The organism is Pseudomonas sp. microsymbiont 2 (assembly GCF_054788395.1).
In genome coordinates, this window is the sequence record NZ_CM139112.1 from 3,896,372 (window position 1) to 3,920,028 (window position 23,657).

Annotated in this window: 25 protein-coding genes and 2 pseudogenes; 14 read left to right on the forward strand and 13 right to left on the reverse strand. The window is 61.9% G+C overall.

The window, feature by feature from the left end; all coding sequences use genetic code 11:
- The 3 genes from ACYUME_RS17475 (at position 1) to ACYUME_RS17485 (ending at position 3,896) form a co-directional block, all read left to right on the forward strand.
- The gene (locus tag ACYUME_RS17475) at positions 1 to 1,020 is read left to right on the forward strand and encodes an ABC transporter permease (RefSeq protein WP_028690523.1); all 1,020 of its coding nucleotides are present in this window, start codon (positions 1 to 3) and stop codon (positions 1,018 to 1,020) included.
- 1 nt (position 1,021) lies between these two features.
- Complete coding sequence (locus ACYUME_RS17480) at positions 1,022 to 2,632, forward strand: ABC transporter ATP-binding protein (RefSeq protein WP_460416002.1); 1,611 nt, start codon at positions 1,022 to 1,024, stop codon at positions 2,630 to 2,632.
- A 178-nt stretch (positions 2,633 to 2,810) separates the two neighbouring features.
- Positions 2,811 to 3,896 (forward strand): hypothetical protein, encoded by a 1,086-nt coding sequence (locus tag ACYUME_RS17485; protein ID WP_460416004.1) that lies wholly within the window; start codon positions 2,811 to 2,813, stop codon positions 3,894 to 3,896.
- 70 nt (positions 3,897 to 3,966) lie between these two features.
- On the opposite strand, the gene ACYUME_RS17490 is transcribed toward ACYUME_RS17485, so the two are convergent.
- Positions 3,967 to 4,314, reverse strand: a complete 348-nt coding sequence (locus ACYUME_RS17490) for a hypothetical protein (RefSeq protein ID WP_460416005.1) — start codon at positions 4,312 to 4,314, stop codon at positions 3,967 to 3,969.
- Between the two features lie 434 nt (positions 4,315 to 4,748).
- Between ACYUME_RS17490 and ACYUME_RS17495 the strand changes: the two genes are divergently transcribed.
- From ACYUME_RS17495 to ACYUME_RS17505, 3 genes and pseudogenes are all read left to right on the forward strand, one after another.
- Complete coding sequence (locus tag ACYUME_RS17495; RefSeq protein WP_460416007.1) at positions 4,749 to 4,994, forward strand: hypothetical protein; 246 nt, start codon at positions 4,749 to 4,751, stop codon at positions 4,992 to 4,994.
- Positions 4,995 to 5,192: 198 nt separating this feature from the next.
- Positions 5,193 to 5,462 carry a DUF3077 domain-containing protein gene (locus ACYUME_RS17500; RefSeq protein WP_460416009.1) on the forward strand — a complete coding sequence of 90 codons (270 nt, stop codon included), beginning with the start codon at positions 5,193 to 5,195 and terminating at the stop codon, positions 5,460 to 5,462.
- Between the two features lie 188 nt (positions 5,463 to 5,650).
- Positions 5,651 to 6,091: pseudogene (locus ACYUME_RS17505) on the forward strand (GNAT family N-acetyltransferase); the annotation flags it as partial.
- A gap of 433 nt (positions 6,092 to 6,524) precedes the next feature.
- On the opposite strand, the gene ACYUME_RS17510 reads toward ACYUME_RS17505, so the two are convergent.
- From ACYUME_RS17510 to ACYUME_RS17525, 4 genes are all read right to left on the reverse strand, one after another.
- Complete coding sequence (locus tag ACYUME_RS17510; RefSeq protein WP_460416011.1) at positions 6,525 to 6,929, reverse strand: DUF7878 domain-containing protein; 405 nt, start codon at positions 6,927 to 6,929, stop codon at positions 6,525 to 6,527.
- A gap of 26 nt (positions 6,930 to 6,955) precedes the next feature.
- A complete protein-coding gene (locus ACYUME_RS17515) occupies positions 6,956 to 8,119 on the reverse strand; it encodes an AAA family ATPase (RefSeq protein WP_460416013.1) in 1,164 nt (387 codons plus the stop codon).
- 82 nt (positions 8,120 to 8,201) lie between these two features.
- Positions 8,202 to 9,518 carry an APC family permease gene (locus ACYUME_RS17520; protein WP_460416015.1) on the reverse strand — a complete coding sequence of 439 codons (1,317 nt, stop codon included), beginning with the start codon at positions 9,516 to 9,518 and terminating at the stop codon, positions 8,202 to 8,204.
- Positions 9,519 to 9,943: 425 nt separating this feature from the next.
- Positions 9,944 to 10,756 (reverse strand): LuxR C-terminal-related transcriptional regulator, encoded by an 813-nt coding sequence (locus tag ACYUME_RS17525; protein ID WP_460416017.1) that lies wholly within the window; start codon positions 10,754 to 10,756, stop codon positions 9,944 to 9,946.
- Positions 10,757 to 10,879: 123 nt separating this feature from the next.
- On the opposite strand from ACYUME_RS17525, the gene ACYUME_RS17530 reads away from it, so the two are divergent.
- Positions 10,880 to 11,695 (forward strand): carbon-nitrogen hydrolase family protein, encoded by an 816-nt coding sequence (locus ACYUME_RS17530; protein WP_460416019.1) that lies wholly within the window; start codon positions 10,880 to 10,882, stop codon positions 11,693 to 11,695.
- A 236-nt stretch (positions 11,696 to 11,931) separates the two neighbouring features.
- Here the strand turns inward: ACYUME_RS17530 and ACYUME_RS17535 are convergent, their stop codons facing one another.
- On the reverse strand, positions 11,932 to 12,891 hold the full coding sequence (locus ACYUME_RS17535) for a quinone oxidoreductase family protein (RefSeq protein WP_460416021.1): 960 nt from the start codon (positions 12,889 to 12,891) through the stop codon (positions 11,932 to 11,934).
- Between the two features lie 176 nt (positions 12,892 to 13,067).
- Here ACYUME_RS17535 and ACYUME_RS17540 point away from each other — a divergent pair, with 176 nt between their 5' ends.
- Positions 13,068 to 13,823 (forward strand): TetR/AcrR family transcriptional regulator, encoded by a 756-nt coding sequence (locus tag ACYUME_RS17540; RefSeq protein WP_460416023.1) that lies wholly within the window; start codon positions 13,068 to 13,070, stop codon positions 13,821 to 13,823.
- 9 nt (positions 13,824 to 13,832) lie between these two features.
- Here ACYUME_RS17540 and ACYUME_RS17545 read toward each other — a convergent pair whose 3' ends face one another.
- Together ACYUME_RS17545 and ACYUME_RS17550 are read right to left on the reverse strand one after the other, a co-directional pair.
- Positions 13,833 to 14,708 (reverse strand): contractile injection system protein, VgrG/Pvc8 family, encoded by an 876-nt coding sequence (locus ACYUME_RS17545; protein ID WP_460416025.1) that lies wholly within the window; start codon positions 14,706 to 14,708, stop codon positions 13,833 to 13,835.
- Between the two features lie 187 nt (positions 14,709 to 14,895).
- Complete coding sequence (locus tag ACYUME_RS17550; RefSeq protein ID WP_460416027.1) at positions 14,896 to 15,999, reverse strand: polyamine ABC transporter substrate-binding protein; 1,104 nt, start codon at positions 15,997 to 15,999, stop codon at positions 14,896 to 14,898.
- 144 nt (positions 16,000 to 16,143) lie between these two features.
- Here ACYUME_RS17550 and ACYUME_RS17555 point away from each other — a divergent pair.
- Positions 16,144 to 16,332, forward strand: a pseudogene (locus ACYUME_RS17555) (helix-turn-helix transcriptional regulator); the annotation flags it as partial.
- Positions 16,333 to 16,339: 7 nt separating this feature from the next.
- Here ACYUME_RS17555 and ACYUME_RS17560 read toward each other — a convergent pair.
- Both ACYUME_RS17560 and ACYUME_RS17565 read right to left on the reverse strand, forming a co-directional pair.
- The gene (locus tag ACYUME_RS17560; RefSeq protein ID WP_460416029.1) at positions 16,340 to 16,771 is read right to left on the reverse strand and encodes an MAPEG family protein; all 432 of its coding nucleotides are present in this window, start codon (positions 16,769 to 16,771) and stop codon (positions 16,340 to 16,342) included.
- A complete protein-coding gene (locus ACYUME_RS17565; protein WP_460416031.1) occupies positions 16,768 to 17,082 on the reverse strand; it encodes a DUF2834 domain-containing protein in 315 nt (104 codons plus the stop codon). Before ACYUME_RS17565 ends, ACYUME_RS17560 begins: the two co-directional genes overlap by 4 nt.
- Before the next feature lie 195 nt (positions 17,083 to 17,277).
- Between ACYUME_RS17565 and ACYUME_RS17570 the strand changes: the two genes are divergently transcribed.
- Both ACYUME_RS17570 and ACYUME_RS17575 read left to right on the forward strand, forming a co-directional pair.
- Positions 17,278 to 18,129, forward strand: a complete 852-nt coding sequence (locus ACYUME_RS17570) for a helix-turn-helix domain-containing protein (protein WP_460416033.1) — start codon at positions 17,278 to 17,280, stop codon at positions 18,127 to 18,129.
- Between the two features lie 110 nt (positions 18,130 to 18,239).
- Positions 18,240 to 18,872 carry a YajG family lipoprotein gene (locus ACYUME_RS17575; protein WP_460416035.1) on the forward strand — a complete coding sequence of 211 codons (633 nt, stop codon included), beginning with the start codon at positions 18,240 to 18,242 and terminating at the stop codon, positions 18,870 to 18,872.
- Between the two features lie 56 nt (positions 18,873 to 18,928).
- On the opposite strand, the gene ACYUME_RS17580 is transcribed toward ACYUME_RS17575, so the two are convergent.
- From ACYUME_RS17580 to ACYUME_RS17590, 3 genes are all read right to left on the reverse strand, one after another.
- Complete coding sequence (locus ACYUME_RS17580; RefSeq protein ID WP_460416036.1) at positions 18,929 to 20,281, reverse strand: spinster family MFS transporter; 1,353 nt, start codon at positions 20,279 to 20,281, stop codon at positions 18,929 to 18,931.
- 207 nt (positions 20,282 to 20,488) lie between these two features.
- Positions 20,489 to 20,827, reverse strand: coding sequence for a hypothetical protein (locus ACYUME_RS17585; RefSeq protein ID WP_279888138.1), 339 nt, complete (start codon positions 20,825 to 20,827; stop codon positions 20,489 to 20,491).
- A 31-nt stretch (positions 20,828 to 20,858) separates the two neighbouring features.
- Positions 20,859 to 21,767 (reverse strand): AraC family transcriptional regulator, encoded by a 909-nt coding sequence (locus tag ACYUME_RS17590; RefSeq protein WP_279888136.1) that lies wholly within the window; start codon positions 21,765 to 21,767, stop codon positions 20,859 to 20,861.
- 158 nt (positions 21,768 to 21,925) lie between these two features.
- On the opposite strand from ACYUME_RS17590, the gene ACYUME_RS17595 reads away from it, so the two are divergent.
- The 3 genes from ACYUME_RS17595 to icmH all read left to right on the forward strand — a co-directional run bounded on the left by ACYUME_RS17595 (position 21,926) and on the right by icmH (position 23,657).
- Positions 21,926 to 22,312, forward strand: coding sequence for a hypothetical protein (locus ACYUME_RS17595; RefSeq protein WP_460416038.1), 387 nt, complete (start codon positions 21,926 to 21,928; stop codon positions 22,310 to 22,312).
- A 10-nt stretch (positions 22,313 to 22,322) separates the two neighbouring features.
- Positions 22,323 to 22,622 carry an antibiotic biosynthesis monooxygenase gene (locus ACYUME_RS17600; RefSeq protein ID WP_279888133.1) on the forward strand — a complete coding sequence of 100 codons (300 nt, stop codon included), beginning with the start codon at positions 22,323 to 22,325 and terminating at the stop codon, positions 22,620 to 22,622.
- A gap of 198 nt (positions 22,623 to 22,820) precedes the next feature.
- Entirely contained in the window at positions 22,821 to 23,657 is an 837-nt protein-coding gene (gene icmH / locus ACYUME_RS17605) for a type IVB secretion system protein IcmH/DotU (RefSeq protein ID WP_460416040.1), read from the forward strand.

A 23,657-nucleotide genomic window follows, 5' to 3' on the forward strand; every position in this document is an offset into this window, starting at 1 on the left:
ATGGCCCTCTCTCCCCTCAATCGCCGGCGCTTCGAGCGCTTCAAGGCCAACCGCCGCGGCTGGTGGTCGCTGTGGATCTTCCTGGTGCTGTTCGTGCTGAGCCTGGGCGCCGAGTTCATCGCCAACGACAAGCCGATTGCCGTGCGCTACGACGGCGAGTGGTACTTCCCCGCCTTCAAGCGCTACCCCGAGACGACATTCGGCGGCGAGTTCCCGCTGGAGGCCAACTACAAGAGCCCGTACATCCGCGAGCTGCTGGAGAAAAAGGACGCCTTCGTGCTGTGGGCGCCGATCCCCTACAGCTACCAGAGCATCAACTACGACCTGAAGGTGCCGGCCCCCGCGCCGCCCTCCACCGACAACCTGCTGGGCACCGACGACCAGGGCCGCGACGTGCTGGCCCGGGTGATCTACGGCTTCCGTATCTCGGTGCTGTTCGCCCTGACGCTGACCATCGCCAGCTCCATCGTCGGCGTGATCGCCGGCGCCTTGCAGGGCTTCTACGGCGGCTGGGTCGACCTGGCCGGCCAGCGCTTCCTGGAGATCTGGTCCGGCCTGCCGGTGCTGTACCTGCTGATCATCCTTGCCAGCTTCGTGCAGCCCAACTTCTGGTGGTTGCTGGGCATCATGCTGCTGTTCTCGTGGATGAGCCTGGTGGACGTGGTGCGCGCCGAGTTCCTGCGCGGGCGCAACCTCGAATACGTGCGCGCCGCCCGCGCGCTGGGCATGCGCAACGGCCCGATCATGTTCCGGCATATCCTGCCCAACGCCATGATCTCGACCATGACCTTCATGCCGTTCATCCTCACCGGCGCCATCGGCACCCTCACCGCCCTGGACTTCTTAGGCTTCGGCCTGCCTGCCGGCTCGCCGTCGCTGGGCGAGTTGGTGGCCCAGGGCAAGTCCAACCTGCAAGCCCCGTGGCTGGGCATCAGCGCCTTCGCCGTGCTGGCGGTGATGCTGAGCCTGCTGGTATTCATCGGCGAATCCGCCCGCGACGCCTTCGACCCGAGGAAATGACATGAGCCAAGACACCCTGATCGAAGTCCGCGACCTGGCGGTGGAGTTCGTCACTGGCGAGCAGGTCAACCGCGTGGTCGACGGCATCAGCTTCGACATCCGCAAGGGCGAGACCCTGGCCCTGGTTGGCGAAAGCGGCTCGGGCAAATCGGTGACCGCGCATTCGATCTTGCGCCTGCTGCCCTACCCGCTGGCCCGGCATCCGAGCGGCACCATCCAGTACGGCGGCAAGGACCTGCTGCACCTGGGCGAGAAGCCCATGCAGCGCATTCGCGGCAACCGCATTGCGATGATCTTCCAGGAGCCGATGACCTCGCTGAACCCGCTGCACAGTATCGAGAAGCAGATCAATGAGATCCTGTTGCTGCACAAGGGCCTGACCGGCAAGGCCGCCACTGCACGCACGCTGGAGCTGCTGGAGCTGGTGGGTATTCCCGAGCCCAAGAAGCGCCTGAAAGCCCTGCCCCATGAGCTGTCCGGTGGTCAGCGCCAGCGCGTGATGATCGCCATGGCCCTGGCCAACGAGCCCGAACTGCTGATCGCCGACGAGCCCACCACGGCGCTCGACGTGACCGTGCAGTTGAAGATTCTCGACCTGCTCAAGGAGCTTCAAGCGCGCCTCGGCATGGCTCTGCTGCTGATCAGCCACGACCTCAACCTGGTGCGCCGCATCGCCCACCGCGTGTGCGTGATGCAGTGCGGCAAGATCGTCGAACAGGCCGATTGCGCCACGCTGTTCAGCAAGCCGCAGCATCCGTATACGCAGATGCTGATCAATGCCGAGCCTAGCGGCGCGCCTGCCGCGAATGCCGAAGGGGCGCCGTTGCTGGAGGTGAAGGATCTAAAGGTGTGGTTCCCGATCAAGAAGGGGCTGCTGCGCCGGACCGTGGACCATGTGAAGGCCGTGGATGGGGTGAACTTCAGCCTGCCCCAGGGGCAGACGCTGGGGATTGTTGGCGAGAGTGGGTCGGGCAAGTCCACCTTGGGGCTGGCCATCCTTCGGTTGATTTCCAGCCAGGGTGGGATTCGCTTCCATGGGCAGAATCTTGAAGGACTGAATCAGAAAGCCGTGCGGCCGCTGCGGCGGGAGATGCAGGTGGTGTTTCAGGATCCCTTTGGCAGCCTGAGCCCGCGCATGTGCGTGGCGGATATCGTTGGCGAGGGGTTACGGATTCACAAGATCGGCACGCCGGCTGAGCAGGAAGCGGCGATTGTTGCGGCGTTGGAGGAAGTGGGGCTGGATCCGCGGACGCGGCATCGGTATCCCCATGAGTTTTCTGGGGGGCAGCGGCAGCGGATTGCGATTGCTCGGGCGTTGGTGCTGAAGCCTGCGTTGATTCTGCTGGATGAGCCGACCTCGGCGCTGGATCGGACGGTGCAGCGGCAAGTGGTGGAACTGCTTCGGAATTTGCAGGTGAAGTACAACCTGACGTATCTGTTCATCAGTCATGACCTGGCGGTGGTGAAGGCGCTGAGTCATCAGTTGATGGTGATCAAGCATGGGCAGGTGGTGGAACAGGGGGATGCGGGGGCTATATTTCATGAGCCGAAGCATGGGTACACAAGGCAGTTGTTGGAGGCGGCGTTTTTGCGAGCAGATATCCCTTACTAATAACGACAATTCAAACAACCTCCAAAAACTAAACCATCGAAAATAAAAACATCATATTAAACCAAGATAATACCCAGCAACACCAAAATCTAGAGAAAACCTCAGACGTTTGCCACACTAAAAAGCACGACGCCATAGACCACAAACTTTTAGATAAATCAATCGCCCCAGGACAGCCATGAAAAATAGTAAATATTGCGTTTTCTGCGGAAACCCTCCTAATTCAAAAAACAGAGAGCATATCCTGCCGCAATGGTTACTATCCCTAACCGGAGATCCCAAACGAAAAGTAACCATGGGACGAAACCACAAAACCGGAAGGATAATCTCTTACGACTGGTCATCCCTAGTAGTCCCAGCATGCGAATCGTGCAATAACGAATTCTCAAAAACTGAAGCACAAGTCCGCCCACTGATTGAGCGAATCCTACAGAGAGAGTCTCTAACCACCATTGAATATAGCTTGATACTAGACTGGCTTGACAAGGTCAGAGTTGGACTATGGCTAAACTACAAAATGATTCAAGGCAGCATTGTAGCAGGCGACCCGTCATTCCACATAAACTCCAGAATCGGAAGAAAGGATAGAGTTCTTGCAATTTATCCATTCTCCCCACAGCAAGGCCTAAATGCATTTGGAGTAAACACACTGGCTTTTGATCAAGCTCCCTCTGCTTTCGCTTTGAGGATCAATGACCTGTTAATCCTGAACTGCTCCAGCGAATACTTAGTTTCCGCTAGGTGTGGACTGCCATACCCCAAGAGCATGACCTTACACCTAGATGGTGAAAGCACAGGTTTATTAGAGCTCAGCGAACTCAACTACACGAAAAAACTAAAATATCCCGCATTTCGCTTCCCTATATTTAAGCCATCCATACTATTACTTCAACCAATCATGCAAAGCCACAACAACAATAACAAACCAACAGAGCTAATAGGCCATAGCCTAATGAGCGAACATGAGCTTGAAGAAAGCCGTCTAGCCGGGAATAAAACCGGAGTCGGCAAGATTTTCAAGCAACATAACGGAGCATTAACAAAACTACAACCAGAAGAAAAAGTTGAGTTCGAATCAATATCCGGACCTGAATGCAAAAGCTTTGGAGACATCGTAGCTCAAGTCTACGAGATTCAAATATGGCTGCGCACCCTAGTTAAACATACAGGCCACAAAGAAAATATTGTAAAATGGAAGTCCCTAGACAAACTAATAAAGCAAGAGGCAAAGCTATACATAAACGAGCATAGGACATCAAAATAAACCGCAAAAGCACTCAATAAAAAGCCACCACCAAGACCACAGGATAAAACTAACAAAGTCATCGAAAAAGTTAGCCATCATCTGTACTCTTACCTGACCCATCCTGAACTTCACTCAAGAAAGGCTTCAGCTCATCATTCAAAAAACTTAAAAAAGCAGCTAGCCCCGCAACCACAGCAGCAACCAGCCCTATACAACCCACTGTAATTGCGATAAGCGAATTCATCATTCCCCCTTCAGCCTGTGGCGGCCTTAAGAAATAGGCTAGAAACACACCAATCAAAAGCGCCACCGAAGTCGAAACATAGACTTCTACCGCCACATGAATACCACCAAAAACAAAAACACACAGAAAAACCAAGCACACAAAGAAAATTGTAAAAAATACTCGATGAAAGAAATTTCTAATTCTAGCCATGGGCCCTCCACACAAGCTAAAAATAACCCAACGACATTTTCACTTACCATGCATCGCCATAAATTCAGCTATCAGGTGACCACAGCATCGTAACGTATCCAAACGATCTTCACCCGTGAAAGATTAGAAATGCGAGCAAAAAAGTCAGATTTAATCCCTTCCTTGTAGTCCATTTCCCAAAGATACTCGAAGCTCCTTTTTCCCGTTGCGATCGCTCCGCCAGCGTTCTAGTCTCGGCAAGTCGCTGCATATCAGCGATCGGCTTTGACAGGCCGCGACGCGACACCTGCACTGCTTGCCCTTTATGGCGGCTGTGCATGGGGCACGCTTGCGTGCGCCGGTTTTTGTGTCCGCCGGTCTGTCAACCTATGCATAGCTGCCACCTACCTGTTTGACAGCAGTCCGGTAGCGGCCCCATCAAAGGGCACAAAACCATGCTGAAGATAGTCCCCGATCCACCCCACAACCACCACTCCCTCGAAGACACCATCATCCAGGCCACCGAGTACGCCCTGTGTGCGCAGACCGTGGCGCATCAGGCTGTTCTGCTGCATCCCAAGTCGCCCGTGTCGATTCTGGTCATGGCCGCGATGCATGAAATGGAGGCGCTGCGGGTGCTGCTCGAATCGGCGTTGATTCAAGTGCAGATGCCGCAGGCGGAGCCTCGGACGTTGCACTAGAGCTTTAGTCATTTGTTGGCTGGGCTGACGCAATCGCGGGGCAAGCCCGCTCCCACGCTGTAATCCAAACACGCTGTGATCCATAGCTGCGATCCACGCGCAGCACCCCACATGCGGCGAGATACATGTACCCGTGGGAGCGGGCTTGTCCCGCGATTGCGCAAGCCCAGGCACCGATCATTTCAGGGAGATTGAGCCATGAGCACAGACGACACCGCGCCCCACACCACGGTGGGCAAGACCAAGTTCTACCAAGGTGAAGGGCATACCGACCCGCTGTTCTGCATCGAACCCGGCATCCCTTGCCAGCACGCACGGGAACAGGCTTCGGAGTTGATGGGCTGCGTGTGCGACCTGACCATCACCGGGATCATGGAAGAAAAGCCTCAGCTGATCTGGGCGTCGTATTACCTGAGCGCGCTGGCCAAGGCGCTGATGGATGATGCGGAGTTGGGGATGAAACACTGACTTCACAGGTAAACGCCGACCCTGTAGGAGCGGCCTTGTGTCGCGAAAGGGCCGCAAAGCGGCCCCAGGTTTCTGATGTGTTGCGAAGATTGCTGGGGCTGCTACGCAGCCCTTTCCGACCGGTCCGACGCCTCGGCAAGGCCGCTCCTACACCGGCTAAGCTTTGGGCATAAATTCGGGATGTCTCCATGGAATGTCAGATCCGCCGCGCTCAGCGCGAAGACGCAGAAGCCATCAGCCGCATCGTGATCACGGCATTGCGCGAATCCAACTCGCAGGATTACCCGGCAGAGGTGATCGCCCAGGTCGAGCAGAGCTTTTCACCTGCGGCGGTCAGTGCATTGCTCGATAGCCGAATGGTATTCGTAGCAGTCAACCAAAACGAATTGCTGGGGACGGCAAGCCTGGATGGCGAGGTTGTCAGGACAGTGTTCGTCGCTCCAATCCATCATCGGACAGGTGTCGGCAAACGGTTGATGGAGGCCGTTCATGCTGCAGCGATCAGGGCAGGTGTCACGGCACTGCGCGTTCCTTCATCCATCACCGCCCAAGGGTTCTATGCGCGGTTGGGGTATCGGAAGCTTCGTGATGAATTCCATGGCGTGGAGCGCACCATTGTCATGGAAAAGTCCACGCTGACCATGACGGAGGCGGCCCTCGCGATTAACGTTTCTTGCGAGCATCTGGCAAAGCTGCTGGATGAGGGAGCAATCCCCCATTCCAGCGCTGAAGGTGAACGGGCTATCACGTTCTCCGAGCTGATTGCCTACAAGGACAAGCGAGACGAAGCCAGTCGTGGAGCGATGGATGAATTGGCAACCCAAGCCCAAAACCTGAAAATGGGTTATGAGTGAGTCCGTTCACATGCGCTCGGCCTAACCTTGCAGGGTGTTCATTCGAGCGTCGCAGTGCTTGGCACCGGCACTGCCGGTGATCGCGGGGCAAGCCCGCTCCCACGCTGCATTCCATTCTTCGCAACACATCAGAAACCGGGGGCCGCTTTGCGGCCCTTTCGCGACGCAAGGCCGCTCCTACAGGTTGCGCATAGGCTTGAATGGGTTGTCAGGGCGAAACGGCCTGCAGGCGACTGTCGATTGTCTGCTTCAAGTCATGAACATACCGCTCGAAACATTCGCTGGCCTGCTCCAGCGTCACTTCGGGGCCAGACTCGCACGCCGCCCAACAGGACCATAGTGAGAAGACCGATCTGGCGCGGCAGTAGCGCAGCGCGATGATCGGCTCCTCTTCTTCGTCCATCGAGGCGTAGTAAAAATCCTGAGCCCCACAGGTAGCCACGGACGCCAGCCATTGCGCCATCACGTTCGCCAATTCGAGCAGCAGGCAATACTCGACCTGCAAGAACACCTGCCCCTTCACTTCGATGTGCAGACGGCCCTCGGTAAAGGCCGCCGCGTTGTAGCCCGACATGTCGTCCGGCAATGTGAGCAATTCAAAGTCGATCTTCATCGGTGTTCGCCTGCCCTGAACGTCTATCAGCGCTTGCCCAGCATCGCCTGGCGCTCCCGCCAGATCTCCTGCACAAACGGATCGGTCACGCCATACAGGCCATGCCCCCGGCGAATGATCAGGTTCGCCGCCAGCAACTCATTGGCCACCGGCTGGATCTCTTCCACTCGCACTTCACGCCCCACGAACGTCGAATACTCGCCCGCCGCCTCGCTGGAAAACACGCCCCGCGTCTCGCCATCCACGGAGGCGATCCGGGCGAAAATGGCCTGTGCCAGCACGCCCAGTTCCTCGACCTTCATCAGTTCCAGGTCGGCCGCCGCCGAGCGCAGCGTGGCCGCGATCACCGGCAGCACCACATCCGCCCCGGAACCGAGGCTGGGCGAGTGAATCAACTGCCGCAGGGCACGGATGAACTCTTCAGGCCGGCTGCCCAGTGTCTTGAACGCCTCGGTCGCCACCTCCAGCGAGGGCAGGTTGTCGAGGCCATCAGCGGCAAGCCGCTGGAGCCAGAACGCGACATAGCCCTCGTCCAGCACCGGATAAGCCACGTTGGTGGCGCCGACAAACGCCTGGTTACGCCGGGCGGTCAGCTCGTTGACCATCGCCCGGTGCGAGCCGGTGCCGATGAACAGGAAATGCCCAGGCGTCGCGGGCCTTGGGTTGATGGCGTCACGTGCGGCCTTCAGGGCCAGCATCATCTGCTGCCCGTCTTCTGTGGTAATGGCATGCTGCACTTCGTCGACGATCAGCACGACAGTCGCCTTGGCCTGGTCCACCGCTTCGGTCAGCGCTTCGGCGAGTGTCACGCCGCCTGCTTCACCCAGGGTATCGAGGTTGAAACCGAACTTGAAACCGGCCAGCTCCACCTCGGCGCCACGCACGCGCCTGAGACGCTGCATGAACGACGAGGTCGGTGTCCGCAGTTCGAGCAGGGCTTTGCGCACGGCAGCCAGCACCAGCTTCACCGGGCTTGTCTGGGTGTCGCTCCACAGGTCGACGTAGATCACCAGTGCGCCCTGTGCCTCCAGGGCCGGGATCAGATCGTTCTTGAGGAAGGTGGTCTTGCCCGTCCGGCGCAGGCCGGACAGGAACAACCCGGAACGCAGGCCGATATCCAGTGCAGAGGGCTTGAGCAGTTGCCTGGCCATATCGGCCGCCAGTTCCGGGCGCAGGAAAATGTCAGCCATGGGTTTATCCTGAATTATGAGTTACCAATAATTATTGGCCTGGAATAATTCCGTGTAAAGCTGCAGTGGCATACGCATCACCTCAAGACTCAACCTCCATAAGCCCCGGCGTGGGCTTGCTGAACCCCGCCGTCAGCCACATCAGGTAAAACCCGCCACACACCAGCCAAGCCACTCCAGCCAGTATCACCACCGTGCTCAACAGCGACAGCAGATACAGGTTCACCCCAATCGCCAGCAGCGGAAACACCACGAACCCCACCCCACTCAACCGCTGCTTGCGCCGCTCACGCCGGTAGTACGCAATCACGCAGACATTCACCGCCGCAAACGCCAGGAACGCGCCAAAGTTGATCAGCGAAGCGGCCGAGCTCACATCCGCGCCGATCCCGATCAACCCCAGCCCGGCAATCAGCAGCAGGTTGAACACCGGCGTGCGCGCCCTGCCCTGCAGCTTGGCGAAATAACGCGGCGGCAGCACGCCTTCGCGGCCCATGAAGTACAGCAAGCGGCTGGCGCTGACCTGCACCGCCAGGCACGAGGCGAAGCCGGCGACGATGCCGCCGAGGTTGACGAAGTCGGCGAAGAACTGCCCGCCCACCTCGATCGACAGCGCGTAGGTCGCGGTCTGCGGGTCGGCGAACTGGCCGCCGGGGTGGCTCAGTTGCATCAGGTAAGCCACCGCTGTGAACAGCAGCCCGCCCACACTGATCACCAGCAACACCGCCCGGGGGATGTCGCGCTTGGGCTGCTCGGCCTCCTCGGCCAGGGTGGTCACGGCGTCGAACCCGAGGAACGAATAGGCGGCGATGGCGGCGGCGGCGGTGAGGCCGGTCAAGGTGCTGAGCTCGTTCCATACGGGGTGGGTGAAGCCGACCTGGGGCTGGCCGGCCACATAGCGCAGGCAGTAGCCAATGAACAGCAGCACCAGGGCCACGCTCAGGACCGTGAGCACTTTGTTCAGGCGGTCGGTCAGGGTCATGCCGCTGACGGTCACCGCCGTGGTCAGGCCGATGTTGATCAGCAGCCAGCCCCAGGTGGGCACCTGCGGGAACTGGGCGTTGAGGAACACCGACTGCAGCAGCCAGGCGACCATGGGCATGAACAGGTAGGCCAGCAGCACCGCCCAGCCGACCACGAAGCCGCAGCCGGGGCCGAGCAGGCGCTTGGCGTAGTAGTAGGCCGAACCGGACACCGGGAACAGGCGCGACAGCTTGGCGTAGCTCAGGGCCGACAGCAGCATGGCGCCAGTGGCCAGCAGGAAGGCGCTGGGGGCGATGCCGTCGCTGCGTTCGGAGATCACGCCGAAGATCACCATGGCCAGGCTCGGGCACATGTAGGCCAGGCCGAAGACGGTCAGGGAGGTGAGGGAAAGTTTTGCAGGGGTGGCGTCAGGCATGGGTGGCCTCCTGGCGCGCAGGGGCGATGCCACGGGCCGGGCCGTGAGCGAAATGAGCCATGGGTCATCCTCTTGTGATTGTTCTAGGAAATTGCCAAGCCGGTCTGCAGCACGCTAAGCAGATGCAGCAGGTGCAGGTGCAGGGAATACAGCGTGGGAGCGGGCTTGCCCCGCGATGCAGGCAATGTGGTGGATGGCACCGGCCTTGCCGGTGATCGCGGGGCAAGCCCGCTCCCACGCTACGACCGTGAAACCCGCTCCCACGCTGCGGCCGTGAAGCCCGCTCCTACGCTGCGACCACGAAGCCCACTCTCACGCGGTTTCCAGGTGGTCACGCGCAAGGAAGCTGCCAGCCCAGTATGCGGATCCCGGTGCGGATTCCTATAACGTCGAAGGATTAACCTGGGGGTAATGGCGCAGGGGAATCACGGCGCCGGTTGCAGGCTGGCGAGGTCTTCGCCGGCCAGGAACAGCAGCGAAAAAAGCTCGCTCTGGGAGTTCACGTCCAGCTTGCGGTACACGTTGCGTCGATGGACCTTCACCGTCTCGGCCGACAGCTTGAGCTTGATGGCCGTCTCCTTGTTCGAATGCCCCGACAGGATCAGCCGCACCACATCCAGCTCCCGCGCCGTCAGCACCGACTCCAGCTGCCGCCGTGCCTCGTCGCGCCCCTGGGCCAGGCCCAGCGCGGGTTTGGCCGGTACGCATTCGGGCAGTTGCTCGAAGTGCAGGCGCTGGCGCAGCAGGCCGATCAGCCAGGGGCGCACCAGCTCCAACTGGGCGATGGCCTGGGCGTCGAAACGTGAGCGCCCGCCCAGCGACAGGCACAGCGTGCGCCCATCGCCCAGGGCCAGGTTGAACTGTACCTCGTCGGCGACCACGTTGTGGGTGAAGTACAGGCGGTAGTAGTCGGTCTGCTGAAACTGCTCCGGGGCCACGTCGGCCAGGCGCACCAGGCCGGTCAGCGGCCGCTCGCGGCTGCTGATGTAGAACGGGTCGAGCAGGTACAGGCCGTTGGCGTACTCGCTCACCAGTGGGTCGATGCCCTCGCGCTCGTAGGGGCTCTGGTCGAAGATCAACGGCTTTTCGTGGCTGAACAGCAGCGCCACCCAGGTATCCACCTCGACGAAGTCGCCGAGCAGCGTCGCCAGGGTGCGCCAGAAGCTCGGCCGGTCGAGGTGCTCGATGCATTGGCCCACACCCTGGTGCCACGAAAGATCCTGCAGGCTCAAGCTCATGCCCTACCCCCGGGTTAACCCGTCGAAGTGATTGTTTTGCCAGTGATTGTTTTCATACTTGCACCACCCTTCGCAAATGTCACTCGCCCGCGGAAGGGTCGGGCCCAGCGAGACGGATTGCCCATGAAGATCGAAGTGGTACAGACGACAACCCGCGACGGCGACACCGCCCACAACCTGCGCGGCATCCTCGAGGCCCTGGCCCAGTGCGCGCCGGACACCGATATCCTGCTGTTCCCTGAGTCGCACCTGACCGGTTTTCTCACCGCGGACGACGTCGGCATGCTGTCCGAAGCCGTCGACGGTGATGCCGTGCAGGCGGTGGCCGCGGCGGCGCGCCAGCACAATGTCGCGGTGGTGCTGGGGCTGTACGAAAACGATGGCGGCACCTTCTACAACACCACCCTGTTCATCGCCCCTGAAGGCATCCTGCTCACTTACCGCAAGACCCACCTGTGGTTGCCGGAGCACGGCATCGTCGTGCCGGGCGACCGCTTCGCTACCGTCGAATGGCGCGGCGTGCGCCTGGGCCTGTTGATCTGCTACGACAGCGAATTCCCCGAGACGGCGCGGGCACTGAAGGCCTTGGGCGCGCAGTTGATGCTGATCACCGATGGCCTGGCCGAACCGGAGGATCATGTGCACCGGGTGTCGGTGATGGCGCGGGCGATGGAGAACCAGGTGTTCGCCGTGGTCGCCAACCGCGTGGGCGACGGGCCGGATGGTTGCATGTTCGTGGGGGCGAGCCTGGCGGTGGACCCGTATGGCCGGACGTTGTTCGAGGCCGGGCGCGGTGAGTCGCGGCATAGCGTGACCCTGGACCTGTCGCTGATTAGCAAGGCCCGTGCCTTCCATGACTACAGCGCCAACCAGCGCATCCGGTTGCCGGGTGAGCAGATGGAGCATGCCGACGGGGTGCGGGAGTTGATCATCGGTTAGCTATCTAAACATCAGCCCTTTCAAGGTTGTTGCAATGTCTGGGATATGACCGATCCAATTCAAGATTGCCGGGGGCGCTTTGCGCCCCTTTCGCGACGCAAGGCCGCTCCTACAGGCGACCGCGCGCCCCTGTAGGAGCGGCCTTGTGTCGCGAAAGGGCTGCAAAGCAGCCCCGGCAAGTCCAAGTCGAATGCCAATTATCAACACCTTGAAAGGGCGGCCTCTAACTACCAGCCCTACAGCGTAAACACGATCCGCTCACTGGCATTACGCTGCCAGGCCTGCTCCACATCATTCAACGGCACGGCCTCGGCCTGCACCTTCATACCCGCCGGCTCGATGGCACGCAGCAGCGCCCCCACCACTTCCACCAGCTTCTCATTGGAGACACTGCCCAGGCCGGAGCCCATCATCTCAAGGCCGGTACTGCGCAGCACTCCGGGATTCATCGGCAAAGTCGCCCCCGCCAGGGCACCAATATTGACGAAGCGCACACGCGGCGCCGCGGCCCCTTTCGCATAGCCGGTCAGGGCATCGAACACGCAGGCAGCCGGCGCGCCCCACAGGTAGTCGAGGACGATATCGATACCTTTGCCCTGGATCTCGCCGCGCAGGGCGGCGGTTAGTTGCTCTGTGGGCTGGCCGAGGCAGATGAAGGCATCCGCGCCCAGTTCGCGCAACTCTGCTTCAACGGCAGGGTTCCTGGCCGTGGCGACCACGCGGGCGGCACCCAGGTGCTTGGCTACCTGGATCGCCAGGCGGCCCGAGGCGCCGGCGGCGCCGTTCACCAGCACGCGCTCACCCGGCTGAAAATGCGCCCGCTCCTGCAGCGCCGCCCACGAGGACATGCCTGGGTTGGCGATGGCGGCGGCGGTGATGTCGTCGATACCCTCCGGCACCTCCACGCAGTAGCGGGCGTCGACCGCGACCGTCTCGGCCATGGCACCGATCGGGCCACGGGGGAAGGCAAAGTAAACCCGGCGGCCATCCTCGAGCAGGCCGACACCGTCGGCGCCCGGCACGCAGGGCAGCGTCTTCGAACTGCTGTAGTGCTTGCCACTGGCCTGAGCGCGTACCAACTGGCTGAGCGCGGCGGCTCGGACCTTGACCAGCACCTCGCCGGGGGCGGCCTGTGGCGCTTCGATCTCGCCAAACCGGGGCGGTTGGTCGAAGGCATGGACAATCGCGGCTTTCATTCATCTACTCCAGAAAATCAGCTGAGGCCTACAGCCTGCTAGGATGGAACAAGACTGTCATTCCGACGCGACAAAGCGTAGGCCATCACGGTGCCTCGCTCAACACTGAAACTATTAATTTCATTAAATTAATTAATTTTAACAATGACATTTCGTCATTCCCAAGTAGGTTATCGATGCCCGATTGCAACAACGCCACGCCCGAAACGGCCCCGGACCATCGCGTGGTGCTGGCCGAGAAAAAACGCGCGCTGATGCAGGCCCGCTTGCTCGACGCCGCCATGGCGGTGTTTGCCGAAGCGGCCAGCGGCGCCCCGGTGATCGACGATGTGATCCGCCGGGCCGAGGTGTCACGGGGCACGTTCTACCGCTACTTCACATCGCTGGACGAGGTGCTGGTCGCGCTGGGCCAGCGCCTGAGCGACCAGATGACCACCGATATCCTGGCGCTCTACGACGTGCTCGAAGAACCCTGGCAGCGGATCTCGGTGGGCTTTCGGGTGTTCCTGGTGCGCGCCATGCTGGATCGGCAGTGGGCGGGGTTCGTCATCCGCGTCGATGCCTGGACCCACCGCGCGCTGGTCGCCCGCTACATCACCCAGGACCTGGAGCGCGGGCGCGCGGCCGGCTACCTGGCGTTCGACCGCACCGACGCCGCCACCCACTTGCTGATGGGCGCCTCCGCCCATTGCATCCAGGCGATCCTGCACGGCGTGGAGGACGTCAACGCCTACATGGATGCCTGCGTGCGCATGGCGATGAGCAGCGTGGGGCTGGCGCCGAAGCGGTGCCAGCTCGGGGTGGATTTCTCGTTGAGGTATGTCCAGGACTGGGGAACCGGGGCGCTGGGGCTGCCCCACCCGCAGTGGGCGGCGAACCTCGATACACCCCAGGGGCAGGCGTTTCTGCGCTTTCGTCGGGAGGCAGGCTGAAGGCTGGCGTTAGTGCCGGCAACACAGGCACCCACTGACCTGCGGCTGATCGGGATCGTTTCCGAGAAAAGAGACCATCACCTCCATTCCCGTTCGCGGAGGCGTGACAGCACAACACCAGTCTGACGCCACCGTCAGCCAGCAACAGCTCTTGTCGTCGAACCTGTCCTCGGGATCCCAGGGGAATTTGACCTGGATCCTGGCAAGGCGCCGATCACACCGGCCCTCGTCATCCTCCACGGCAATGACCAAGGCGGTCTGGCTCTCCGCCACCCGGGGCTTGGCATGAACCAGAGGTGGACGATAAAGCACGCCCCACGGCAGCACCGCCTGGCCATCGGCAAACACCAGCACATGACCTTGGGCACTGTGCCGGAAGTGGAAGCGGATGCCCTCCTCTTCACACAGGCGCTGGACGAAGTGCAGATCCGTTTCGCCATACTGGGTGCGGTAATCGCGCTCGGGGTAGCTCGCGCTCAGCTCGAAGCGATAAGCGTCCCCCACGATGCCATGCTCTTCCAGGATCAAGGCCACGATCCCGGGCACCGAGAACTGTTGGAAGATCCTCTGGTTGATGCGATGGCGCAGGTAGGACAAGTGCGGCACCAGGCTCAGCCTGTAACGCGTCGAAAGCGGGCCCTGTCCTATCTGCGCGATGTGGTAGATCCGCCCATGGATGCCATCGCCGTTCCTGTCGAAGCTGAAGAACGCCTCGAGGTCGAGGAAGCGTTCGAGGTCCAGGTCAGGCCGTGCGCTGGCCAGTTCCACATTGAAGAAGAAAGGCCTGTTGGCCACCGCTTCCCCGGTGTAGCCGAGCACCTGGAAATCGTGCTCCACACCTTCGATCGTCAAACTCAAGTGTGTCTTATGGGCTGGGCTGAACATCCGCTGTTCTCCTCCGGCTCAAGATGAAATCAGGTGCGCAAGACCACCGCCCGCCTCGGCTGAGCAGCCGGATACCGCGAGACGATGGTATTCGCTGGTGCTTGAAGCAATCAGCCACAGGCAATCTTGGTCAACGCGCTGTCCGGTACTCCCGTGCACCGGGCAGCGGGCGACACGTCAATTCAGGTCAAACGCCACTCTTCACCTTGGTCCAGACCCGCGTGCGGATCCGCTCCAGCTTCAACGGCAGCGGCTCGAGCGGAATCAGCGTGGCAATCGTCTTCTTGTCGGGGTAGATCCACGGGTTGTCCCGCAGCGCCTGTTCGACGAACTGGGTGGCGTCCTTGTTGGCGTTGGGGTACAGGGTATGGTTCGAGGTCTTGGCGATCACTTCCGGGCGCATCATGTAGTTGATGAACGCCATGCCTGCCTTGGGATGCGGCGCATCCTTGAGCAGCACCAGGTTTTCCGACCACACCAGCGCGCCTTCGCGCGGCAGGCTGTAGCCGATCCGCCGCCCGGTGTTGTTCTTCTCGTTGAGGGCCTGCGCGGCCAGGGCGCCGTTGGCCCAACCCACCACCGCACAGATATTGCCGTCGGCCATGTCGGCATCGATGCGCGAGGAGTCGAAATACAGCACGTATGGACGGATCTTCATCAGCAGGTCTTGCGCCTTCTGGTAATCCGCCGGGTTGCTGCTGTTGCTGGGCAGGCCCAGGTAGTTCAGGGCAATCGAGATGATCTCGCTGGGCGAGTCGAGCATCGCCACGCCACAGGATTTGAGCTTGCTGATGTTCTCTTGCTTGAAGATCAGGTCCCAGCTGTCCACCGGCGCCTGGTCGCCCAACGCGGCCTTGACCTTGTCGACGTCGTAGCCGATGCCGGTGGTGCCCCACAGGTAGGGCACGGCGTAGCGATTGCCGGGGTCGTTGACCGCCAGCTGGGCAAGGATATCGGGGTCGATATGCGACAGGTTGCCCAGTTGCGCTCGATCCAGCGGCTGCAGCACGCCCGCCGCGATCAGGCTGGGTAGCACGTTGGAGGTCGCCACCACCACGTCGTAGCCAGTGCGCCCGGCCATGACCTTGCTCTGCATGATGTCGGCGCTGTCGAACGCGTCCATGCGCACGCGGGTGCCGGTTTCCTGTTCGAACGCCTTCGGCGTCTCCGGCGCGAGCAGCCCGAACCAGTTGTACAGGTGCATCCCGGGCTCGGCGGCCAGCACCGAGGTGCTGATCCCTGCGCAGAGCAGCGAGGCCGACAAAAGGGTTCGCAAACGTGACCTCATCATGCAACATCCTTATCGAGACGATGTATCTTCGCGGCCATCCTAGGCCCAGTGAGCGACTATACCGGGCAGGAGCGGATAGTAAATACCTCGGAATACTTACCTCTGACTCGCGGCTGCCAAACCCAATAGGGGTAGAAAATGCCGTACGTGAAGGGGCTTTACCTGCGGGACCCGTTCTACATCGCCAATCGGGAAAACCCGCAAAGCGATTTCTTCCACCTGCTGGATATCGCGCCGGAGTACTTTCTCGAGACCGAGTACTACCACCCGTATTTCGCCCACTACATCTGGGCCGGTGAGGCGCAGTACAACGTTCAACTCGACGCCGACCGGCAGGCCGTCAAGGGGCCGTGGCCAGCGCCTCGATGACCAAGACCGCCAACCCGATCGAACACATGACCCCCACACCGTAACTCACCGTCCGCCATGGTTGGATGCCCGCCAGGTAGGTCGCCGTGTGCAGTATCCGCGCGACGGTGAATACCCCCATCAGCCAGGCGCTCGTGGTCGACGGTGTTGCCAGCGCAACTGTCAGCCCAGACAACGCCAGGAACAGCGGGATGTTCTCCAGATCATTGCGCCAGGCCTGCATGGCCCGCATGACCTGCGGCAATTCCGCTGGGCAAGCCGAACGGTTGAACACCGCAGCATCCTCGCGGTTGGTGAAGGCCAGGAAGCGCAGGCGGAAATAACCCTGGTAGCAAGAAATCGCCAGCATCTTGAAAAACAGCGCCACCGCGCAGCAGGCATAGACCTCCAGGGCGCCGCTCATGCCCCACGCCTCTGCGCAAAGCCCTTGACCACCAGGTACAGCAGCGGCCCCACGGAGACGAACACCGTCGTCAGCAGCAGATAGGGCAAGACACCGAGCAACGATCCGCCTCGCCTGCGCTGGTCGCTCACCATCCACGCACAACCCAGACCGGCCATCACATACAGGTCGATGACGACCTGGGCCGTATCTGGCCGGGACATCAGGTCAAGGCCAAAGGCGATGAGCGATTGATCCGCGATCACCAAGGTCCAGCCGGTGTACAGGGTAAACAGCAGCAATACCGGTAGCGCGATCCATTCAGCTTTCATTGTCTGTTCCTTGGCAGGGACCTGTAGGAGCGGGCTTGCCCCGCGATGCAGGCGCTGCGGAGCCCCGGTCAAATCAAAGAATTATGTTTTGTTCCATGAGCGCGATCTGGCTTTCACGGTAGTGATAGAGTCGTCCCCGCCTCAATGACCTCACAGGTCATGGACGCATCAGCCAAGGACAGCCAGAGTCGAAGCATGAGCACTTCTCCCTTTCACGCCACGCAGACACCCGCCATCACCGATGCCGGAGAGCACCTGCGCCGCCTGCGCCGCCAGGCCGGCCTCAGCCAGCTCGACCTGGCGCTGTTGGCGGGCCTGTCGCAGCGCCACCTGAGCTGTGTGGAAACCGGCCGCGCCAAGGCCAGCCCCGGGACCCTGCATGCCCTGCTCAGCGCGCTGGACGTACCGCTCGAACACTGCAACGAAGTATTCCTCGCCGCTGGCTATGCGCCGCGCTACATCACCTCCGTACCGCACGCCCCAGCCCTGAAGATGGTGCACGACGCCGTGCAGCACATCCTGCAGGCCAACAACCCCGCACCGGCCATCGTCATCGCCAGCAACTGGGACATCACCGCGGCCAATGCCAGTGCCGGGCTGTTGTTCACAATGGCCGGTATCCCAACGAGCAGCACTTCGAACCTCAACCTGCTGGACACGCTGCTACGCCCGGGCGGGCTAGGGGATCATCTGGTCAATGCCGACGAGATACGCGCGATCGCCTGGCAGCGGGCGGCCAGGGAGGCGCTGAGCAATCCCGAACTGGCGCAGCGGCTGCTGGGTTTGCCCGCACCACCCGCGCCGCCGCCGCACGCACCGCTGTCACCGGTGGTGCTGACCCGCGTGCGCGCGGGCGAGGGCGAACTGCGCTTCCTGTCCACCTTCACCACCTTTGGCATGCCGCTGGATATCACCGTGGCTTCGCTGCGCATCGAGCATCTGGTTCCCGCCGATGATGAAACGTGGCGAACGATGACGACGGCCTACTCCGAGTGGCTGGCGAGCACAGAAAAACCGGATCAAGCGCGAACCGCACATTCGCAATAATGGCTCATGGCCACATTTGTGCTTCCCCCGCCATCGCTCAACCGCTAAGCTCCTGCGCGCCAGTGGCCGACGCTGGACACACAGGACGACCGAATCGCTCAGGAGCCACCATGACGTATTTCAAAGCCACCGCCGCCGCCATCGCCCTCGCTTCACTGGTAGGCTGTGCGACCAGCCGTTCCGAAGTGGACGTGAGCGGCCCTGCCCCACAAGCCGCGACCGCCGGCCAAGGGCAGCAGGTGTACATCAGCGCCGTGGACGAGCGCGTGTTCCAGATCGACCCGCGCAGCGCCGATATTCCTTCGCTGAAAAACGATGAAATCCACGACACCCGCATCACCGAGCGAGCCATCGGGCGCAAGCGCAACGGCTTCGGCAAAGGGCTGGGCGATGTGGTACTGCCTTCGGGCCGTACCGTATCGCAGTTGGTGGGCAACGCGGTTGCCGCCTACCAGCAGGCCGGCTACCAGGTCGTCAGCGCGCCCTCGCCGACTGCCGCAGCAGTGAACGTGCACATCATCGAGTACTGGTCCTGGTTCTCCCCCGGCGCATTCACCGTGGCCGTCAACAACAAGGCCCACCTGAAGATCGAACACCCGGATGCGGCGCCACTGGAAGTCGTCACCAACACACGCGACAGCATGCAAGTGGCAACCGACAGCGACTGGAAGACCATCAACGAACAAGGCCTGAACGCCATCGTGACCGAGACCGGCAAGCAACTGGGCAAGAACCGGCCATAAGCGTCACACTCGTGGCGGCCTTCGGTGACAGGCCGCCACGGGTAGCATGAGCGCCGTCACGCCTCGGCCACCTGCCCTCCTGTCGAGCCTGCGTCGATCACCATCCCCTCCCGCATCCTTTGCGCATCCCGGCCGAAGCAACGCGACGCCGCCAGCAGAAACACCATGGTCAGCAGCAGCGCCACCGGGATCAGGTACATCGCGTCATGCAGGCCCTGGGCCTTGAACGCCTCGCTCATCGCCAACTCGCCCGCCGCCGCCATGGCCGCCACGGCGAAATGGTCCGACAGCCCGCCGACCACCACCGGCCCCAGCCCGCCGCCGAGCAGGTACAGCCCGGCGAAGAACAGCGCCATGGCCGTGGCCCGCAGGCGTGGCTGCACCACGTCCTGGATGGCGGTGTACACGCAGGTGTAGAAGTTGTACGAGAACAGCCAGCCGATGCCGAAGACCGCCACGAACAGCCCCAGCTCGATGCGCCCGGCATGCAGCGCCCAGGCGGTACACAGGGCGGCCACCAGCATGCTCAGCGCGGCGAACACCAGGCGGCCGTTGGCAAAGCGCTGGTGCACCTTGTCGGCCACCCAGCCGCCGAGGGTCAGGCCCACCAGGCCACTCAGCCCGACGATCACCCCGGTGGCCACCGCCGCGTCATGCAGGGGCAGCGCGAAATAGCGTTGCAGCATCGGCACCATGAACGAGTTGCAGGCGTAGGTGGCGAAGTTGAACGTCAGCCCCGCCAGCACCAGCCAGGCGAAGGTCGGCACGCTCAGCACCCGGCGCAAGGGACGGTCCAGCGGTGCCTGGGCGGTGACCACGGCCTCCGCCGCGCCCCGCGCCGGCTCACGGATCATGAAGATGAGCAGCGCCAAGAGCATGCCGGGCACGGCGCCGATGAAGAACGGCGCGCGCCAGCTGCCGAACGCCTCGACCATGGCACCGATGGTGAAGAAGGCCAGCAGCAGGCCCAATGGCAAGCCGAGCATGAAAATACCCATCGCCCTCGCCCGCCGGCCAGCGGGGAACAGATCACCGATCAGCGAGTTGGCGGCTGGCGCGTAGCTGGCCTCGCCGATGCCCACGCCCATGCGCACCAGCAGGAAGCTCCAGAAGCTGCCGACCATGCCGTTGACCGCCGTCAACCCGCTCCACGCCACCAGGCCCCAGCCCATGAGCTTGCTGCGCGAACCGGTGTCGGCCAGACGCGCCAGCGGCACCCCGGCAATCGCGTAGACCAGGGTGAAGGCGGTGCCGATGATGCCGATCTGGAAGTCGCTCAGGTGCCATTCCAGGCGGATCGGTTCGATGACGATGGCGGGGATGGTGCGGTCGAAGAAATTGAACAGGTTGGCCAGGAACAACAGGAAGAGGATGCGCCAGGCGTTGGACGCTTGGGTGGCGGTGGGCATAGTCGGGGTCCCTCGTTATTGTCGTTGGGGCAGCCAGCACGCCACACGGAATCTAGAGGGGGTTCAGGGAAAACGTCTGCCAACATTGATCGCATTGATAGCGAGAGATGGCCGAAACACACACCACGGTGGGGCAAGCCGATGGGCTTGCCCGCCGTTGACCATGGCCCGGTCACGTATCCACAGCTCGAATGCGCTACGCCACGCTCAGCTCAACTGAGCGATCAACACCGCATTGCTGTAGATCAGGCTGCCGTCACTGGCTCGGTGCCCGACCAGATGGAACTGGCCCCGCTGGTCGTCGCTCAGGTAGACCCGCAGGCGACAGTCGGACAAGGGGCCGTAACCCTCGGGCAGGATCAGGTTCAAGGTCTCCATGTCGACATCCACCATCGCCTCGGCCTCGTGGCTCTGCTGCAGGCGCTCCTCGGCCTGCTCCAACGCGGTGTGGGTCGGGCCCTGGATATCGAAATGGATGTCGCCCACCGGGGTGGACCGGCGATCACCGCTACCTTTGTACCAACCTTCGATCGTCAACGTGCTCATGGCCAATCCTCATCAAGCGGAGCGTTTTTGCTCATTGCTGAAGGTGTTGACTAGCGTCTGGCGCCAATCGTTCAGGTTTTCCTGGTGCTCCGCCGTCGGCCTGGCCGCTCAGCACGATCCCACGCCCCGCCTGCGTCTCCCCGTCGAGGCCGCGCTCGAGCAGGTAGCGCGCCGGCGGCTTGCCCATGGCCTTGCGGAACATGGTGACGAAACCACTGGCGCTCTCATAGCCCAAGCCCAGGGCGACGGCCTGCACGCTCTCTCCCAAGGTCAGGCGCTGCAGCGAAAGAATCACATGCAGTTGCCGCCGCCAGCGGCCAAAGCTCATGCCGACTTCCTGCTGCAACAGCCGGCTCATGCTGCGCTCGCTCATGCCGATGCGCCGGGCCCATTCGCCGCTCGGCGCCGCGCTCGCCGGGTCGGCCAGCAGCCCTTGGGTCAGCTGGCGCAGCCGACGGTCGCTGGGCATGGGCAGGTGCAGGTCTTCGACGGGGGCTGCGCACAGTTCGTCCAGCAACGTGGCGATCAACCGCCCCTGGGGACCCTGTTCGGCATACAGCGGCGCGAATCCACTGGCCTTGAGCAGCAGCTCGCGCAGCAGCGGCGATACCGACAGCGTGCAGCACCTGGCCGGCAGGTGCTCGACCGCCTCCGGCTCGACGAACAGGCAGTAACACTCGGTTTCACCCGAACCACGCGTGGAATGCAACATCCCGCCGGGGATCCAGACCGCGCACTGCGGCGGCACGATCCAGACCCCCGTTTCCACCTCGCAGTCGAGCATGCCGCGCACGGTATAGATCAGCTGCCCCTTGCGATGGCGATGAGGCGCAAGCTCCCAGTCCTGCCCCACCCGGGCCGCGCTCAGCGCAATGACCTGCCGGGGGATGGCATCGACATCCCAGGCGTGAGCCAGGTGCTCGGTGGTGATGGCTTCCACACGACATGTCCTTGGCCATCGATCTGGCCGAAATGAAAAACAGAATGACAGGCTTTCGCAATGACGTACACAGGGCCGGCCGTTATCGTGCAACGGTGTCATCGAGGCCCTTGGCCATAAAGGCTGACACGTCGCGACCCACTCCGAGGACAAGCACGATGCTACTGGATATCACCCATTTCCCACTGGTCTGGATGGCGATCGGCAACACCGCCATCGACACCCACGATGAAGGCTTCGCCGCCTTCGAAGCGCTGCTGTCACGCGCGCAACCGTTCGTATTGCTGGATGCCGAACGTGCCCGGCAACAAGAACACGAACACACCCACGAGGAACAGAAGCAGCTGTCACTGTGGATGAAGCGCCACAAGACTGCGCTGCGCACCTGGGTCAAGGGGCAGGTGCTCATCGAACCGGACACCGGCCGGCAACAAGCCGCCCGTGCGTTCGCCCCCAAATTCGCAGCGTTCTGGGGTTATCCGCTGTTCGTCGTGCCCACCCGTGAGGAGGCTGTGCAGGTGGCGCACCGCGTGCTGGCACAGTGAGGGAATCAGCATGACCCTGGTTGCCATCAACACGGTGGAAATCGATATCGCCAAAGGCTCGACCGCAGCGGTTCTGGCGCAACTCGAAGCCCTGCTGGAAGTGCTCAATCGCACCTCGGGTTGCATGGCCTACAGCCTGGCGCGCAGAGGAGCATCGGACGAAGCCTGGCTCATCAGCGGTCATTGGGACTGCATCGAACGCATGACCGCGCACTTCGACCTGCCCTGCCTGGGCATGCTGTTCGACCTGACGGCGCGACGGTTGGTGACGACACTGCGCTTCGCCAGCGTTCAGGTTCCGCCGAGCTAGGCGAGTCTGGCTCCCGGGTTCGCCGAGCGCGATACGGCGCCCCCCTGGAAGAAATCCGATCGCGAAAATTCCTACAACTCTTTGGGAGCTCGACACCTACCTGGAATTGAGTGGCTCGCTAGCATCCGTTTCTCACTGAACGTGCCTGGTCGAAAACGAGGTCCTGGAATGACCAATGGCCAATTGAACGGATATCTGATGCCTAGCCAATCAAATGAACACGCAGCACCTCAACGGGCGGCAAAACCGTTAGTGCTCGAAGACTCGACCGGGCACTCAGCCCACCGCGTCGATGCCAGCGGCAAGCCGAGCGGTTCCGGTTACCCCGCCGACCCCGACTTCCGGCTGCGCGGCAACTACGCCAACCCGATGGTCGATGCCGCCATGCCGCTGTTCGGCCTGGTGATGCGCCTGCGCACCCTCGACGAGCTGCCCAACATCGACAAGGTGCACGCCAAGGTGCGCGAGCAGATCAGCGCCATCCAGGAAGAAATGCGCCAGCACGACTACGAGTCCGCGCAACTGCTGGCCTACTCCTACGCCCTGTGCCTGCATCTGGACGAAGCCGTCATGTCCCGGCCCTGGGGCCGCAACTCCTGCTGGAGCCAGGAACCGCTGCTGAGCATCTTCCACCACGAGACCTGGGGCGGCGAGAAGGTCTTCACCGTGCTCACGCGCATGATGCAGGAACCGCAGCGCTACAAGGACGTGCTGGAGTTCATGTACCTGTGCCTGTGCCTCGGCCTGAAAGGCAAGTACGCCCTGGCGCCCAGGGGCGACGAAGCCCACCAGGCCCTGATCGAGCAGCTGCAGCGCGTGGTCCTCGAGCAGCGCGACCCGGTACCTACCGAGCTGTGCGACCCCTACAGCAATGTGCTGGAGCGCAAGTACCGCGTGCGCCGCCAGTTGCCGTGGTGGAGCCCGCTGGCGCTCAGCGCGGTGATCATCGCCATCATCTACGGCGTGTACAGCTACCGCCTGCACCTGCTCACCACCGAGGTGCTGGAGTCGCTCAACGCCATCTTGCAGCAGTGA

Bases quoted from the DNA above. Each gene is read 5' to 3' on its own strand.
- ACYUME_RS17540 (WP_460416023.1), top strand. From the start codon at position 13,068: ATGCCCGATTGCAACAACGCCACGCCCGAAACGGCCCCGGACCATCGC.
- ACYUME_RS17595 (WP_460416038.1), top strand. From the start codon at position 21,926: ATGCTACTGGATATCACCCATTTCCCACTGGTCTGGATGGCGATCGGC.
- ACYUME_RS17580 (WP_460416036.1), bottom strand. From the start codon at position 20,281: ATGCCCACCGCCACCCAAGCGTCCAACGCCTGGCGCATCCTCTTCCTG.
- ACYUME_RS17565 (WP_460416031.1), bottom strand. From the start codon at position 17,082: ATGAAAGCTGAATGGATCGCGCTACCGGTATTGCTGCTGTTTACCCTG.
- ACYUME_RS17550 (WP_460416027.1), bottom strand. From the start codon at position 15,999: ATGATGAGGTCACGTTTGCGAACCCTTTTGTCGGCCTCGCTGCTCTGC.
- ACYUME_RS17560 (WP_460416029.1), bottom strand. From the start codon at position 16,771: ATGAGCGGCGCCCTGGAGGTCTATGCCTGCTGCGCGGTGGCGCTGTTT.
- ACYUME_RS17475 (WP_028690523.1), top strand. From the start codon at position 1: ATGGCCCTCTCTCCCCTCAATCGCCGGCGCTTCGAGCGCTTCAAGGCC.
- ACYUME_RS17495 (WP_460416007.1), top strand. From the start codon at position 4,749: ATGCTGAAGATAGTCCCCGATCCACCCCACAACCACCACTCCCTCGAA.
- ACYUME_RS17585 (WP_279888138.1), bottom strand. From the start codon at position 20,827: ATGAGCACGTTGACGATCGAAGGTTGGTACAAAGGTAGCGGTGATCGC.
- ACYUME_RS17480 (WP_460416002.1), top strand. From the start codon at position 1,022: ATGAGCCAAGACACCCTGATCGAAGTCCGCGACCTGGCGGTGGAGTTC.
- ACYUME_RS17530 (WP_460416019.1), top strand. From the start codon at position 10,880: ATGAAGATCGAAGTGGTACAGACGACAACCCGCGACGGCGACACCGCC.
- ACYUME_RS17545 (WP_460416025.1), bottom strand. From the start codon at position 14,708: ATGTTCAGCCCAGCCCATAAGACACACTTGAGTTTGACGATCGAAGGT.
- ACYUME_RS17500 (WP_460416009.1), top strand. From the start codon at position 5,193: ATGAGCACAGACGACACCGCGCCCCACACCACGGTGGGCAAGACCAAG.
- ACYUME_RS17510 (WP_460416011.1), bottom strand. From the start codon at position 6,929: ATGAAGATCGACTTTGAATTGCTCACATTGCCGGACGACATGTCGGGC.
- ACYUME_RS17520 (WP_460416015.1), bottom strand. From the start codon at position 9,518: ATGCCTGACGCCACCCCTGCAAAACTTTCCCTCACCTCCCTGACCGTC.
- ACYUME_RS17570 (WP_460416033.1), top strand. From the start codon at position 17,278: ATGAGCACTTCTCCCTTTCACGCCACGCAGACACCCGCCATCACCGAT.
- ACYUME_RS17490 (WP_460416005.1), bottom strand. From the start codon at position 4,314: ATGGCTAGAATTAGAAATTTCTTTCATCGAGTATTTTTTACAATTTTC.
- ACYUME_RS17515 (WP_460416013.1), bottom strand. From the start codon at position 8,119: ATGGCTGACATTTTCCTGCGCCCGGAACTGGCGGCCGATATGGCCAGG.
- ACYUME_RS17535 (WP_460416021.1), bottom strand. From the start codon at position 12,891: ATGAAAGCCGCGATTGTCCATGCCTTCGACCAACCGCCCCGGTTTGGC.
- ACYUME_RS17575 (WP_460416035.1), top strand. From the start codon at position 18,240: ATGACGTATTTCAAAGCCACCGCCGCCGCCATCGCCCTCGCTTCACTG.
- ACYUME_RS17600 (WP_279888133.1), top strand. From the start codon at position 22,323: ATGACCCTGGTTGCCATCAACACGGTGGAAATCGATATCGCCAAAGGC.
- ACYUME_RS17485 (WP_460416004.1), top strand. From the start codon at position 2,811: ATGAAAAATAGTAAATATTGCGTTTTCTGCGGAAACCCTCCTAATTCA.
- icmH (WP_460416040.1), top strand. From the start codon at position 22,821: ATGCCTAGCCAATCAAATGAACACGCAGCACCTCAACGGGCGGCAAAA.
- ACYUME_RS17525 (WP_460416017.1), bottom strand. From the start codon at position 10,756: ATGAGCTTGAGCCTGCAGGATCTTTCGTGGCACCAGGGTGTGGGCCAA.